This window comes from Citrobacter sp. GW821-FHT02E08 (assembly GCF_059421685.1).
This window is the reverse complement of sequence record NZ_JBWKVL010000001.1, coordinates 330587-345313: the sequence shown is the minus strand read 5'-3', so window position 1 is coordinate 345313 and position 14727 is coordinate 330587. Positions and strand designations below refer to the sequence as shown.

Annotated in this window: 13 protein-coding genes and 1 other RNA gene; 8 read left to right on the top strand and 6 right to left on the bottom strand. The window is 54.5% G+C overall.

The features are described 5' to 3' along the window. Window positions 1-103: 103 nt before the first annotated feature. Genes ubiH through AC07UY_RS01695 form a run of 3 tightly spaced genes read right to left on the bottom strand, consistent with a single transcriptional unit; the run spans window position 104 to window position 3208 of the window. Window positions 104-1282 carry a 2-octaprenyl-6-methoxyphenyl hydroxylase gene (gene ubiH, locus AC07UY_RS01705; RefSeq protein ID WP_494660717.1) on the bottom strand — a complete coding sequence of 393 codons (1179 nt, stop codon included), beginning with the start codon at window positions 1280-1282 and terminating at the stop codon, window positions 104-106. After that, on the bottom strand, window positions 1279-2604 hold the full coding sequence (gene pepP / locus AC07UY_RS01700; protein ID WP_494660716.1) for a Xaa-Pro aminopeptidase: 1326 nt from the start codon (window positions 2602-2604) through the stop codon (window positions 1279-1281). Before pepP ends, ubiH begins: the two co-directional genes overlap by 4 nt. Window positions 2605-2629: 25 nt before the next feature. Then, window positions 2630-3208: a YecA/YgfB family protein gene (locus tag AC07UY_RS01695; protein ID WP_203360057.1), complete on the bottom strand. Its 579-nt coding sequence runs from the start codon at window positions 3206-3208 to the stop codon at window positions 2630-2632. A 166-nt stretch (window positions 3209-3374) separates the two neighbouring features. Between AC07UY_RS01695 and zapA the strand changes: the two genes are divergently transcribed. The 3 genes from zapA to AC07UY_RS01680 all read left to right on the top strand — a co-directional run bounded on the left by zapA (window position 3375) and on the right by AC07UY_RS01680 (window position 4563). Then, window positions 3375-3704, top strand: a complete 330-nt coding sequence (zapA, locus tag AC07UY_RS01690; protein WP_162380175.1) for a cell division protein ZapA — start codon at window positions 3375-3377, stop codon at window positions 3702-3704. Between the two features lie 41 nt (window positions 3705-3745). Then, window positions 3746-3929, top strand: a non-coding RNA gene (gene ssrS, locus AC07UY_RS01685) — 6S RNA. A 19-nt stretch (window positions 3930-3948) separates the two neighbouring features. Continuing rightward, the gene (locus tag AC07UY_RS01680) at window positions 3949-4563 is read left to right on the top strand and encodes a 5-formyltetrahydrofolate cyclo-ligase (RefSeq protein WP_203360056.1); all 615 of its coding nucleotides are present in this window, start codon (window positions 3949-3951) and stop codon (window positions 4561-4563) included. A 430-nt stretch (window positions 4564-4993) separates the two neighbouring features. On the opposite strand, the gene serA is transcribed toward AC07UY_RS01680, so the two are convergent. Then, on the bottom strand, window positions 4994-6226 hold the full coding sequence (gene serA, locus AC07UY_RS01675) for a phosphoglycerate dehydrogenase (protein WP_203360055.1): 1233 nt from the start codon (window positions 6224-6226) through the stop codon (window positions 4994-4996). 267 nt (window positions 6227-6493) lie between these two features. After that, a complete protein-coding gene (gene rpiA, locus AC07UY_RS01670) occupies window positions 6494-7153 on the bottom strand; it encodes a ribose-5-phosphate isomerase RpiA (protein ID WP_203360054.1) in 660 nt (219 codons plus the stop codon). Window positions 7154-7311: 158 nt separating this feature from the next. Here rpiA and argP point away from each other — a divergent pair, with 158 nt between their 5' ends. The 5 genes from argP (at window position 7312) to scpC (ending at window position 13819) form a co-directional block, all read left to right on the top strand. Continuing rightward, a complete protein-coding gene (gene argP / locus AC07UY_RS01665) occupies window positions 7312-8205 on the top strand; it encodes a DNA-binding transcriptional regulator ArgP (protein WP_203360053.1) in 894 nt (297 codons plus the stop codon). A gap of 194 nt (window positions 8206-8399) precedes the next feature. Beyond that, a complete protein-coding gene (scpA, locus tag AC07UY_RS01660; protein WP_494700631.1) occupies window positions 8400-10544 on the top strand; it encodes a methylmalonyl-CoA mutase in 2145 nt (714 codons plus the stop codon). Then, complete coding sequence (gene meaB / locus AC07UY_RS01655) at window positions 10537-11532, top strand: methylmalonyl Co-A mutase-associated GTPase MeaB (RefSeq protein WP_494700630.1); 996 nt, start codon at window positions 10537-10539, stop codon at window positions 11530-11532. Before scpA ends, meaB begins: the two co-directional genes overlap by 8 nt. 10 nt (window positions 11533-11542) lie before the next feature. After that, window positions 11543-12328 carry a methylmalonyl-CoA decarboxylase gene (gene scpB, locus AC07UY_RS01650; protein ID WP_203360050.1) on the top strand — a complete coding sequence of 262 codons (786 nt, stop codon included), beginning with the start codon at window positions 11543-11545 and terminating at the stop codon, window positions 12326-12328. 24 nt (window positions 12329-12352) lie between these two features. Continuing rightward, on the top strand, window positions 12353-13819 hold the full coding sequence (scpC, locus tag AC07UY_RS01645; protein ID WP_494700629.1) for a succinyl-CoA:acetate CoA-transferase ScpC: 1467 nt from the start codon (window positions 12353-12355) through the stop codon (window positions 13817-13819). On the opposite strand, the gene srsR is transcribed toward scpC, so the two are convergent. Further along, a complete protein-coding gene (gene srsR / locus AC07UY_RS01640) occupies window positions 13816-14712 on the bottom strand; it encodes a LysR family transcriptional regulator SrsR (protein WP_494700628.1) in 897 nt (298 codons plus the stop codon). The two genes, scpC and srsR, sit on opposite strands and share 4 nt — an antisense overlap. Window positions 14713-14727 lie beyond the last annotated feature (15 nt).

The following is a 14727-nucleotide window of genomic DNA, read 5'->3' as shown; positions in this document are numbered from 1 at the left end:
GAAACCTGTAATCCGTAGGCCTGATAAGCGTAACGCCATCAGGCATTTGTGCGGGTAACCCTGCCGGATGGCGGCTTCACCTTATCCGGCCTACAGGTCATATTTAACGCGCTACCCAACCCAGGGTCCGCTCCGCCAGCACATCGCGTGCCGGTGTCAATAATTCCATTGCCATCAACCCGACATTGCGTCCGACAACCAACGGCGCCCAGTGATTGGCAAACAGATAAACCAGACTGTTCGTCACACCAATTGTTGTTTCACGGTCTGCCTGTCGACGCTGTTGATAACGCGACAGCACGCGATATTCGCCGACGTCTTCGCCTGCTTGCCATGCCTGGGTCAGCGTTTCGGCAAGGCTCATCACATCGCGTAATCCAAGATTAAACCCTTGTCCTGCGATAGGGTGCAGTGTCTGCGCGGCATTTCCCACCAGCACGGTACGATGGGTGACGGCTTTGACCGCCGTCGTCAGCGAAAGAGGATAGGCACTGCGTTTCCCCGCTTGGGTAATACGTCCCAGTCGCCAGCCAAATGCGCTCTGCAATTCACGGCAAAACTGTTCATCAGACCAGGCCATCACCTCATCACGTCGCTCAAGCGGATGGCACCACACCAGTGAGCAACGCTCCCCGGACATTGGCAACATCGCCAGTGGGCCATGTTGGGTAAAGCGCTCAAACGCACGCCCTTCATGGGGCACAGAGACAGCCACGTTGGCGATCACCGCTAACTGTTCGTATGGCGTTTGCTGCCAGTCCACACCGCAGGCCGTTGCCAGCGCAGAACGCGTGCCATCAGCCGCAACCAGGACGTCGCCGGTAATCACATCACCGTTTTCCAGCGTGACATTGACCTGCTCCTGCGTGCGCGAGACCGTGGCGACGCGATCAGGGCAATGCAACGTCACGCCCGGCGCTTTGCGCAACAGTCCGAACAAGCGCTGACCGACATCGTGCAACTCAACGACCTGCCCTAACGCCGCAATACGATAATCTTGCGCATCCAGAGTCACAAACCCGGCATGCCCGCGATCGCTAACGTGAACGGTATTGATGGCCGTTGCGCAATCGGCGATCGCCTGCCAGATACCCATCCGCGCCAGTTGCTGACAGGTGCCTGCCGCCAGGGCGATCGCCCGGGCGTCGAAACCCGGGTGATCCTGGGCTTCAGGCGCCGTCGCTTCAATCAGATGCACCGGCAACTTGCCATGACTCAATTGAGAGATTGCCAGCGCCAGCGTCGCCCCAGCCATCCCGCCGCCTACGATAATCACGCTCATTGTTGGCGCGCCGCAGCCATTAAGGCTTCGATGTCGTCGGCTTTTTTCACTACGCTGGCGGTCAGGTTTTCGTTACCGGTTTGTGTGATGACGATGTCGTCTTCAATTCGGATACCAATACCGCGATACGCTTCCGGTACGTCAGCATCCGGTGCGATGTAGAGACCTGGCTCCACGGTCAGAACCATACCCGGCTCAAGCAGACGGGAGCGATCCTTACCATAGGTGCCGACATCATGCACATCCAGCCCCAGCCAGTGGCTCAGGCCATGCATAAAGAAAGGTCGATGGGCGTTATCGGCGATCAGTTGATCGATTTCGCCCTTCAGGATGCCCAGTTTCACCAGGCCAGTTACCATAATGCGCACCACCTCGCCGGTCACTTCCTGAATGGAGGTGCCCGGGCGGTACAGGCGCAAACTGGTTTCCAGCGACGCCAGCACAATGTCGTAGATCTCGCGCTGGGCGGAGGTGAACTTGCCGTTGACCGGGAAGGTTCGTGTGATATCCCCGGCATACCCTTTGTATTCGCATCCGGCGTCAATCAACACCAGCGAGCCATCGCGCATTTCACTTTCATTCTCGGTGTAATGCAGGATGCAGCCATTTGCGCCACTGCCAACAATGGTGTTATAGGAAGGATAACGCGCGCCGTGACGCGTAAATTCGTGGTGAATCTCCCCTTCCAGTTGATACTCAAACATGCCCGGACGGCATTTCTCCATCGCCCGTGTATGCGCCAGCGCGCTGATCTCTCCGGCACGTCGCATTACGGCGATCTCTTCCGCTGATTTAAACAGGCGCATCTCATGCACCATCGGGCGCCAGTCGGTGAGCGTCGCAGGTGCTTTCAGATTCTGACGTGCCCCTTTGCGCAGCTTATCCAGCGCAGTGAAGACAATCTCATCCGCCCAGGCATATTCGCCTTGCGCGTGATACACCACATCCAGGCCATTAAGCAGTTGGAAGAGTTGCTGGTTGATTTCGCTGAACGCCAGCGCACGATCCACGCCCAGCTTTTCTGGCGCGGCATCTTGCCCAAGACGACGGCCAAACCAGATCTCCGCAGTCAGGTCGCGAACCCGGTTAAACAAAACGCTGTGGTTATGAGTGTCATCGCTTTTAATCAGCACCAACACAGCTTCCGGTTCATTAAAACCGGTGAAATACCAGAAGTCGCTGCTTTGGCGATACGGATACTCGCTGTCCGCGCTACGCGTCGCTTCTGGCGCGGCGAAAATCAGCGCCGCGCTGCCAGGCGGCATTTGCGCCAGCAGTGCCTGGCGACGACGCAGGTATTCTTGCAGGGATAGTTCGCTCATAACACTCTCCTTGGCGTTTTCGTTCTTAGTGCAGGGTCGGTTTGCGCACTTCCGGCGCAGTTGGCTGCTGACGCGTAAAGGTGTCGTGACACAGCAGCGCCGCAACACGCACATATTCGATGATCTCTTCGAGCGACATCTCCAGCTCTTCCTGATCTTCGTCTTCGTCATAACCCAACTGCGCAATGTTGCGCAGGTCGTCAATCGCTTCGCCGGTTTCACCCGTCACTTTGTCGAGCTTAGGCTGTGTGACGCCAAGGCCGAGCAAAAAGTGGTTGACCCAACCTGCCAGTGCATCGGCGCGATCGAACACGCTGACGTCGTCTCCTTCAGGCAGAAAAAGCTGAAAAAGAAAGCCGTCATCTTCCAGCGCATCGCTGGTCGCGGCGTGCATTTTACGCAATGCTTGCGCCAGTTCATGACCAAAGGCCAGACCTTCGTTTGTCAGGTCATGAAGCAGCGGCTGCCAGGAGCTGTCGTTGTTGCCGCCACAAATCATCCCGCTTATCAAACCGTGCATTTCGGCTGGGGTCAGTCCTGCCCCTTGTTGGTTCAAAAACTGGTTCATTTCGGTGTAACCAGGCATTTCGTTCTGTATAGACATAAGCATTCGTCATCAAAGGGAGGATATTCATGATATGCTACCACTTTGGACCCTGGTGAACCAGAAAAGGGCTTGTATCTTCATACCAGGGTAGCTATAGTGTCGCCCCTTCGCGGACCCAGGGTCCGGAGACGAAGGCAGCGCAGTCAATCAGCAGGAAGGTGGCATGTCTGCACAACCCGTCGATATCCAAATATTTGGCCGTTCACTGCGAGTGAATTGCCCGCCTGAACAAAAGGATGCGTTGAATCAGGCAGCGGACGATCTTAATCAGCGGTTGCAAGATCTAAAAGTTCGCACTAGAGTCACAAATACTGAGCAGCTGGTTTTCATTGCCGCATTGAACATCAGCTATGAATTAGCTCAGGAAAAAGCGAAGACGCGTGACTACGCGGCGAGCATGGAACAACGTATTCGGATGCTGCAGCAGACCATCGAACAGGCGTTGCTTGATCAGGGTCGCATAACCGAAAAAACGGGCCAAAACTTTGAATAACACTTTTCGGTTTACTATGGTAGAGTGACCGTGAAGACAAAATTTCTCTGAGATGTTTGCAAGCGGGCCAGTCCCCTGAGCCGATATTTCATACCACAAGAATGTGGCGCTCCACGGTTGGTGAGCATGCTCGGTCCGTCCGAGAAGCCTTAAAACTGTGACGACGCATTCACCTTGAACCAAGGGTTCAAGGGTTACAGCCTGCGGCGGCATCTCGGAGATTCCCTTCTACCTACCAACAGCTATGACACAACTTCCCGAACTCTCTTTATCCCGACAAGAAATCCGCCAGCTAATACGCCAACGTAGACGGGCACTGACCCCTCAGCAGCAAACCCATTTCGGCCAGCATGCAGCGAACAGAATGCTTGCTTACCCACCGATAGTAATGGCGCACACTGTCGCGTTATTTCTCTCATTCGATGGCGAACTCGACACTCAACCGCTGATCGAACAACTCTGGCGAGCAGGTAAACGTGTTTATCTCCCGGTCCTGCACCCGTTTAGTCCCGGCAATTTATTGTTTCTGCACTATCACCCCCAAAGCGAACTGGTCACCAATCGCCTGAAGATTCAGGAGCCGAAACTGGATGTGCGCGACGTATTGCCGCTTGCGCAACTGGATGTGTTGGTAACGCCGTTAGTGGCGTTTGACGAAGAGGGGCAGCGTCTGGGTATGGGTGGCGGATTTTATGACCGGACATTGCAGAACTGGCGGCAACACGGGATCCAACCGGTGGGCTATGCCCATGACTGTCAGTTAGTCGAAAAACTGCCGGTTGAAGAGTGGGATATTCCCTTACCGGCTGTAGTAACACCGTCGAAAGTGTGGGAATGGCCGCCGTTTTCTTCCCATTGACACCGCTTTTTTTTTGACCTAAATTCCTCGGTAAAGGGTGAGGGAGGCGAACCTCCCTCCTGCTTCCTCTCTGTTAATATGCTGGGTAGGCTATGATTAACAGGATTAGCAGCATGATGACGTATCTCATCATCGTCCCTTTCCTTTTTTAAGCCCCTGCTACGGTAGGGGCTTTTCCGTTTCAGCCCTATGCTGAAGCCCCATCGTAAATTCCTTTTTTTGATACTCAACGCGCCACAACGCCTTTTATCACCGATTGCGGCAACGCTCGTAAACAGGATGTATATGTTGCAAGAGGACTCAACTGCGGCTGGAAACGACTCAGGGATGTTCATCCGAACCGGGAGACGTCTTTGCCTGGCCGGGACTACGGTGTGGATGTCTACACGAAATAAGGCCCGGTAGCGTAGCGCCACCGGGCAGGACAAAATTAGTACAACAAACGCGCGCGAATGGTGCCCGGGAGCGCCTTCATCGCCAGCAACGCTTTCTCCGCCACATCTTCATCGGCTTCAATATCAATGACCACATAACCCACCTGCGCAGAGGTTTGCAGATATTGCGCCGCAATGTTGACGCCCTGCTCAGCAAAAATCTGGTTAAGCGCAGTTAATACGCCTGGACGGTTTTCGTGAATGTGCATCAGACGGCGGCCGCCGTGCAACGGTAGCGACACTTCCGGGAAGTTAACCGCAGAAAGCGTGGAGCCGTTATCAGAATATTTCGTCAGTTTACCGGCAACTTCAAGACCGATATTTTCCTGTGCTTCCTGGGTTGAGCCACCAATGTGCGGGGTCAGGATCACGTTATCGAACTCACACAGCGGCGAGGTGAAAGGATCGCTGTTGGTTGCCGGCTCCGTCGGGAAGACGTCGATCGCGGCACCCGCCAGATGTTTGGTTGCCAGCGCATCGCACAGTGCCGGAATATCCACGACCGTGCCACGAGCGGCGTTGATCAGCAGTGCACCCGGTTTCATCAACGCGATCTCTTTCGCACCCATCATGTTTTTGGTCGAGGCGTTTTCCGGTACGTGCAGGCTCACGACATCGCTCATGTTCAGCAGATCGGAGAGGTGCTGAACCTGAGTCGCATTACCCAGCGGTAATTTGTTTTCAATGTCATAGAAGTAGACATGCATCCCCAGCGACTCCGCCAGAATACCCAACTGAGTACCGATATGACCGTAACCAATGATGCCCAGTTTTTTGCCACGCGCTTCAAAAGAGCCTGATGCCAGTTTGTTCCAGACGCCACGGTGCGCTTTGGCATTTGCCTCCGGTACGCCGCGAAGCAGCAGAAGTAGCTCACCAATCACCAGTTCCGCGACAGAACGGGTATTTGAGAATGGCGCGTTAAACACGGGGATCCCGCGTTTTGACGCCGCGCTCAGATCAACCTGGTTGGTGCCGATGCAGAAACAGCCAATCGCCACCAGTTTCTCTGCCGCTTCAATCACCTCTTCTGTCAGATGAGTACGGGATCGCAGACCAATGAAGTGGGCATCACGGATCGATTCTTTCAGTTGCTCGGCATCCAGAGCGCCTTTATGGAATTCGATGTTGGTATAACCTGCCGCGCGAAGGCTTTCCAGTGCACGTTGGTGCACGCCTTCAACCAGCAGAAATTTAATTTTGTCTTTCTCCAGCGATACCTTTGCCATTTCCCCGACCCTGTCTTTTTATCAATCTGATGTTGTGTGTGTGGATTTGCATCCGCCTTCAACATATCAAAAAAAACTATCGCGGCAATATGAACGTTTGCGTCGCCATTCTGAGGACATATCATTCGGCAGGAAATAACAGAGGAAAATGCTGGGAAGTGCCGGGAGTTTAGCGAGATCGGCAGGGCAACATTCTAAACGTGATACATGTCACCAAATTTGCCCTACCAAAAATTTTTTCACAGGGGAAGCGGTTCCCCTGTCAGATTATTTCACGATGGTTTTCACACCATCAGCGGTGCCAATCAGCGCAACGTCCGCACCACGGTTGGCAAACAGGCCGACAGTCACCACGCCCGGGATCGCGTTGATGGCATTTTCCATCGCGATAGGGTCGATGATTTCCATGCCGTGTACGTCGAGGATCACGTTGCCGTTATCCGTCACCACGCCCTGACGATATTCCGGACGGCCGCCAAGTTTCACTAACTGGCGTGCAACGGCGCTACGCGCCATCGGGATCACTTCTACCGGCAGTGGGAAACGCCCCAGAATATCCACCTCTTTGGAGGCATCGGCGATACAAATGAATTTCTTCGCCACCGAGGCAATAATCTTCTCACGGGTTAACGCCGCACCACCGCCTTTGATCATCTGCATGTGGCCGTTAATTTCATCCGCGCCGTCAACGTAGACACCCAGGCTGTCCACTTCGTTAAGATCAAAAACATGAATGCCAAGGCTTTTGAGTTTTTCAGTGGACGCATCCGAACTGGACACTGCGCCTTCAATCTGGCCTTTCATTGTACCCAGCGCATCAATAAAGTGCGCGGCGGTTGAGCCTGTCCCTACTCCTACAATGGTTCCGGGTTGTACATACTGAAGTGCCGCCCATCCTACTGCTTTTTTCAGTTCATCCTGCGTCATGGTCGTTTCGCCTGTGGTGTGAAATTTCAGGCGCATTATAGAACATTGACGAGAAAAATGTCCCCAACCCCATTTGCAGACGGTGGAATTCGTCTGTACCCAACTAAAATTTGTGTCATAGTGCAGACCCCCCCAAATTTTAGGAGTACGTCATAGCAATGAAACGTCCGGACTACAGAACACTACAAGCACTGGATGCGGTGATACGTGAACGAGGATTTGAGCGCGCGGCACAGAAGCTGTGCATCACGCAATCCGCCGTCTCGCAACGCATAAAACAGCTTGAGAATATGTTCGGGCAGCCGCTGCTTGTACGTACCGTTCCGCCACGCCCGACTGAGCAAGGGCAAAAGCTGCTGGCGCTGCTGCGTCAGGTTGAGCTGCTGGAAGACGAATGGCTGGGAGATGAGCAAACCGGCTCCACGCCGCTGCTGTTGTCGCTGGCGGTTAACGCCGACAGTCTGGCCACCTGGCTGCTGCCTGCGCTGGCCCCCGTGCTGGCTGATTCGCCTATCCGCCTGAACCTGCAGGTGGAAGATGAAACCCGTACGCAAGAACGTCTGCGCCGCGGCGAGGTGGTGGGCGCGGTGAGTATTCAGCACCAGGCACTCCCCAGTTGCCTGGTCGATAAGCTCGGCGCACTCGACTATCTGTTCGTGGCCTCACGCGCCTTTGCGGCACGTTATTTTCCGAACGGCGTCACCCGCTCGGCGCTGCTGAAAGCGCCCGCCGTGGCGTTTGACCATCTCGATGATATGCACCAGGCCTTCCTGCAACAGAACTTCGACCTGCCGCCGGGTAGCGTACCGTGTCACATCGTTAACTCTTCTGAAGCCTTTGTACAGCTGGCTCGCCAGGGCACGACCTGCTGTATGATCCCGCATTTGCAGATTGAGAAAGAGTTAAACAGCGGCGAGCTGATCGACTTAACGCCCGGTCTGTTTCAACGCCGGATGCTTTACTGGCACCGTTTTGCGCCGGAAAGCCGCATGATGCGCAACGTCACTGACGCGCTGCTGGCGTACGGTCATAAAGTGCTGCGTCAGGATTAATGCCCGATTGCCGGATAACATTAAGTTTATCCGGCTCACTTGCAAAAAAAAGTCTTTGAAATCCATCACAAAATAAATAATCCCAGGCGGCAAAAAACGACGCGTTGTTGGCTATTTTTTGCTGGCGACAGCGCAGGTTAAAAAGCTCACCGTATTCGCAAGAACCCATTCCATTGCGTAATACGGAGCAACACATGTCAAATTTGCAGGACTGGCAACGGCTGGCCAATAAGGAACTCAGCCGTCAGGAAAAAACCGTCGAAGATCTTGTACGCCACACAGCAGAAGGGATCGCCGTCAAGCCGTTATATACCCCCGCCGACCTCGACAACCTGGAAGTAATGGATACCCTCCCCGGCCTGCCGCCGTACGTTCGCGGTCCACGCGCCACCATGTACACGGCGCAGCCCTGGACCATTCGCCAGTACGCCGGTTTCTCAACCGCCAAAGAGTCCAATGCCTTTTACCGTCGCAACCTCGCCGCGGGGCAAAAAGGGTTATCCGTGGCGTTTGATCTCGCCACCCATCGCGGTTACGACTCTGATAATCCACGTGTGGCTGGCGATGTGGGTAAAGCCGGTGTCGCCATTGATACCGTGGAAGACATGAAAGTCCTGTTCGACCAGATCCCGCTGGATAAAATGTCCGTCTCAATGACCATGAACGGCGCGGTATTGCCGGTAATGGCGTTCTATATCGTGGCTGCAGAAGAACAGGGCGTCACACCAGAACAACTCACCGGCACGATTCAAAACGATATCCTGAAAGAGTACCTGTGCCGCAACACCTATATTTATCCGCCAAAACCCTCCATGCGCATTATCGCCGACATCATTGCCTGGTGTTCGGGCAATATGCCGCGCTTTAACACCATCAGTATCAGCGGCTATCACATGGGTGAAGCAGGCGCCAACTGTGTACAGCAGGTCGCGTTCACCCTGGCGGACGGCATTGAATACATCAAAGCGGCGCTCTCCGCCGGACTGAAAATTGATGATTTTGCCCCCCGCTTATCTTTCTTCTTCGGTATCGGCATGGATCTGTTTATGAACGTCGCCATGCTGCGCGCCGCACGCTACCTGTGGAGCGAAGCGGTCAGCAGTTTTGGGGCAACCAACCCGAAATCGCTGGCGCTGCGCACCCACTGCCAGACCTCCGGCTGGAGTCTGACCGAACAAGATCCCTATAACAATGTCATCCGCACCACCATTGAAGCGCTTGGCGCAACGCTTGGCGGTACTCAGTCTCTCCATACCAACGCCTTCGACGAAGCGCTGGGTCTGCCTGGCGATTTTTCGGCGCGTATCGCCCGTAACACGCAAATCATTATTCAGGAAGAGTCAGAAATTTGTCGCACCGTCGATCCGCTGGCCGGCTCTTACTACGTAGAGTCGCTGACCGATCAGGTCGTCAAGCAGGCGCGAGCGATCATCCAGCAGATAGACGAGGCGGGCGGCATGGCGAAGGCTATCGAAGCCGGACTGCCAAAACGGATGATCGAAGAGGCTTCTGCTCGCGAACAGTCGCTGATCGATCAGGGCAAACGGGTGATCGTCGGTGTGAATAAATACAAGCTGGAGAAAGAAGATGAAACGTCAGTGCTGGAAATTGACAATGTTAAAGTCCGCAATGAGCAAATTGCCTCACTGAAGCACATCCGCGCCACCCGCGACGACGCGGCGGTCAAATCCGCTCTGAGCGCCCTCACCCATGCCGCACAACATAATGAAAACCTGCTTGCCGCCGCAGTGATTGCCGCCCGGGCTCGCGCCACATTGGGTGAAATTTCCGACGCGCTGGAAACGGCGTTCGACCGTTACCTGGTCCCCAGCCAGTGCGTCACCGGCGTGATTGCGCAAAGCTATCATCAATCCAGCAACTCCGCCGCTGAGTTCGACGCCATCCTTGCGCAAACCGAACAGTTTCTCACCGACTATGGCCGCCGCCCACGGATCCTGATCGCCAAAATGGGCCAGGATGGTCACGATCGTGGCGCGAAAGTGATCGCCAGCGCCTATTCCGATCTCGGTTTCGACGTTGATCTCAGCCCGATGTTTTCCACGCCAGAAGAGATCGCCCGTCTGGCGATCGAAAACGACGTGCACGTGGTAGGCGCATCGTCGCTGGCCGCCGGGCATAAAACACTGATCCCAGAACTGGTGACTGCGCTCAAAAACTGGGGGCGCGACGATATCTTAGTCGTGGCAGGCGGCGTGATCCCACCTCAGGATTACGCTTTCCTGCAAGAACGCGGCGTCGCGGCAATTTATGGTCCCGGCACCCCCATGCTGGAAAGCGTACGCGATGTGTTGACCCGCATTGGGCAACAGCATGATTAACGACGCCACACTGACAGAGACTATCCGGCGATTACGGCTGGGCGATCGCGCCACGCTCGCTCAGGCCATGACGCTGATAGAAAGCCGTCATCCGGGGCATCAGGCGCTGAGTACAACACTGCTGGATGCGATCATGCCGTTCACAGGCAATGCCCTGCGTCTGGGCATTACCGGTACGCCAGGTGCGGGAAAAAGCACCTTTCTGGACGCATTCGGCATGTTGCTTATCCGCCACGGCCTGCGGGTAGCAGTTATTACCGTCGACCCGAGCAGCCCGGTGAGCGGCGGCAGTATTCTCGGTGACAAAACCCGCATGACGGAACTGGCACGCTCCGATGCCGCGTTTATTCGCCCGGTGCCGTCCAGCGGACATCTGGGCGGAACCAGCCAGCGCGCTCACGAATTGATACTGCTCTGCGAAGCGGCGGGCTTCGATGTGGTCATTGTCGAAACCGTTGGCGTGGGTCAGTCAGAAATTGAAGTCGCCCGTATGGTGGACTGCTTTGTCTCGCTGCAAATCGCGGGCGGCGGCGACGCTCTGCAAGGGATCAAAAAAGGGATCATGGAGATGGCGGACCTGATCGTCATCAACAAGGATGACGGCGACAATCGCCCTAACGTCGCCATTGCCCGCCATATGTATGACTCCGCGTTGCACATTTTACGCCGCAAGTACGAAGAGTGGCAGCCACAGGTTCTGACCTGCAGCGCGCTTGAAAAACGCGGCATTGAAGAGATCTGGCAGACCATCGCCGACTTCAGAGCCGCACTCACCGCCAGCGGTCGGCTGGCGCAAGTTCGCCAGCAGCAGTCGGTCGACTGGCTGCAAAAACAGACCGAAGAATCGGCGCTGCGCCTGCTCTTCACCCGTACCGAATTTGATCGTTATTTCCATCAAATGCTGCAGGCGGTCAAAAACAATGACCTGTCACCGCGTACCGGCCTGCGTCACATCAACGAATTTCTTCAGCATCAGTATTTTGAATAAAGGAACTTTTATGTCTTATCAATATGTTAACGTTGTCATTATCCATAAAGTTGCGGTTATTGAGTTTAACTATGCCCGTAAACTCAACGCCCTGAGTAAAGTCTTTATGGACGATTTAATGCAGGCGCTGAGCGACCTGAATCGACCGGACATTCGTTGCATTATTTTGCGCGCCCCCAGCGGGGCAAAAGTCTTCTCGGCGGGCCATGACATTCACGAACTGCCCACCGGGCGGCGCGATCCGCTCTCTTATGACGATCCGCTGCGTCAGATCACCCGCATGATCCAAAAATATCCTAAACCGGTTATTTCCATGGTCGAAGGCAGCGTCTGGGGCGGCGCGTTTGAAATGATCATGAGTTCCGATCTGATTATCGCCGCCAGCACGTCGACCTTCTCGATGACCCCGGTCAATCTCGGCGTGCCGTATAACCTGGTGGGCATTCACAACCTGACGCGTGACGCAGGTTTCCATATCGTCAAAGAGCTGATTTTTACCGCCTCCCCCATTACCGCACAACGGGCGCTGGCTGTCGGCATTCTTAACCATGTGGTCGATGTCGCCGAACTGGAAGATTTCACCCTCCAGATAGCGCACCACATTTCAGAAAAAGCGCCTTTGGCTATTGCCGTCATCAAGGAAGAGCTACGCGTACTGGGTGAAGCGCACACCATGAATTCCGACGAATTTGAGCGTATCCAGGGAATGCGCCGCGCCGTTTACGACAGCGAGGACTATCAGGAAGGGATGAACGCTTTCCTGCAAAAACGGAAACCGAATTTTGTCGGTCATTAATAGCGTCCAACTAAGGAACGCAGGATGAAACGAATGAGCGCCGATGAAGCGGCGGAGTTTATTCAGCACGATGATATGGTTGCCTTCAGCGGCTTTACCCCGGCCGGATCGCCGAAAGCCCTGCCCGCCGCCATTGCCAGACGTGCCAGTGAAAAGCATGACGCACAACAGCCCTTTCAGATCCGTCTGCTGACCGGAGCCTCTATCGGCGCGGCGGCAGACGACGCACTGTCAGAGGCGGACGCTGTCTCCTGGCGAGCGCCCTATCAGACCTCCTCCGGCCTGCGGGAAAAAATCAATCAGGGGCAGGTTAATTTTGTCGATCTGCATCTGAGCGAAGTGGCGCAAATGGTCAATTACGGCTTCTTTGGCGACATTGACGTTGCGGTGATCGAGGCCTCATCGATTGCACCGGATGGCCGGGTCTGGCTTTCCAGCGGGATCGGCAATGCACCAACCTGGCTGCTGCGGGCGAAAAAAGTGATCATAGAACTGAATCACTACCATAGCCCGCGGGTCTCCGAGCTGGCCGATATCGTCATTCCCGGCGCGCCGCCGAGGCGCAATAGCGTACCTATTTTTCATACCATGGATCGCGTAGGCAGCCATTGTGTGCAGATTGATCCCAAAAAGATTGTCGCCCTGGTGGAAACCGAATTACCCGACGCCGGAAACACGACGATAAAAGAAAACCCGACCTGCCAGCAAATTGCCGACAACGTCGTGGCGTTCTTACTCAATGAAATCGTGAATCAGCACATTCCACCGGAATTTCTGCCCCTGCAAAGCGGGGTTGGCAATATTAACAATGCGGTCATGGCGAGACTTGGCGAAAATCCGGAGATCCCGCCGTTTATGATGTATTCCGAGGTGCTGCAAGACTCGGTGGTGCATCTGCTGGAGACGGGGAAAATTACCGGTGCCAGCGCATCCAGCCTGACCGTTTCGGCTAATTCACTGCAGAAGATTTACGACAATATGGATTTCTTCGCCAGCCGCATCGTGCTCCGGCCACAGGAGATCTCCAATAATCCGGAGATTATTCGCCGTCTGGGGGTAATTGCGCTGAATGTTGGTCTTGAGTTTGATATTTATGGTCACGCCAACTCGACGCATATTGCCGGTGTCAATCTGATGAATGGCATCGGCGGCAGCGGCGATTTTGAACGCAACGCCTATTTGTCTATCTTTATGGCGCCGTCTATTGCAAAAGGCGGAAAGATTTCAACGATTGTCCCGATGTGCAGTCACGTTGATCACAGTGAACACAGCGTGAAGGTCATTATTACCGAGCAAGGTATTGCTGATTTGCGCGGGTTATCCCCGCTTCAGCGCGCGCGCACGATTATCGACAACTGCGCGCATCCGCTGTACCGGGATTATCTGCACCGCTATCTGGAAAATGCCCCCGGCGGGCATATCCATCACGATCTTCGTCACGCGTTTGATCTCCACCGCAACCTGCAGGAAAGCGGTTCGATGCTCGGTTAGTTCGCGGTACCGTCACGATCTTCGGTAATATGCTGAAGCATCGTGGCGGTATAACGATGGTTCTTCAGGGAATAGAGAAACTCACGCATATACATTGGGCTGTGCGGTGCGTCGAAATACTTGAGTTTTGCCGGATTCACCAGACGCCAGGCAAAATGCGGTATTACCGTCAAAAACTGCCCGCGCTCTACGGCGCTAATCTTCGCCATAAAACTGTAAGGCCGATAGATAATCGTGGGGCTAATCCCACACGGGCGCATATACGCATCCAGCATTGCTTCAAAATTGGCTCTGTTCTGGAAGCGCATTTGTAGCCAGGGTAACTCCTGTAAGAGCTCCTGCGGTTGCCTCTCTTCATAACGCCGGGAGACCAGAAACCCCAGACGCAGCGGCGGTAAGTCTGTCACGGTGAGATTGTCCAGCTCCTGAACGCGGGCTGAAACCTGCTGCGGCGAAAGAATAAAATCGAGCTTTCTGTCGAACAAGTTATCGATCACCCCATTTTCACTAAATTCAACGGCCTGCGCGGTCACGCCGTCATACTTGTCGCCGAGGCTTATCAGTTGGTCGAAAATAATGGTGGGATAGGTATTGTCGATTCCGATCACAACATTGCGCGAGCGGCGGGCCGAGTGCTGAATGTCGTTATCGATTGCGGATAAACGCTGATAAATCGGAAAAAGTTTTTGATACAGCTCCTGTCCCGCTTTGTTCAGGCTGATGCTGTTATCTTTGCGGGTAAACAGCGTGTAACCAATCTGGTCCTCCAGCGCCGAAATGCTTTTGCCAAAGGGAGAGGCCGTCATATGTATTTTTTCCGCCGCCCTGACAATATTATTGGTTTGCGCCAACAGAATGAAATTACGCATCTTCTTTGAAATAAAGATATCCATAGTCACCTCATAAAA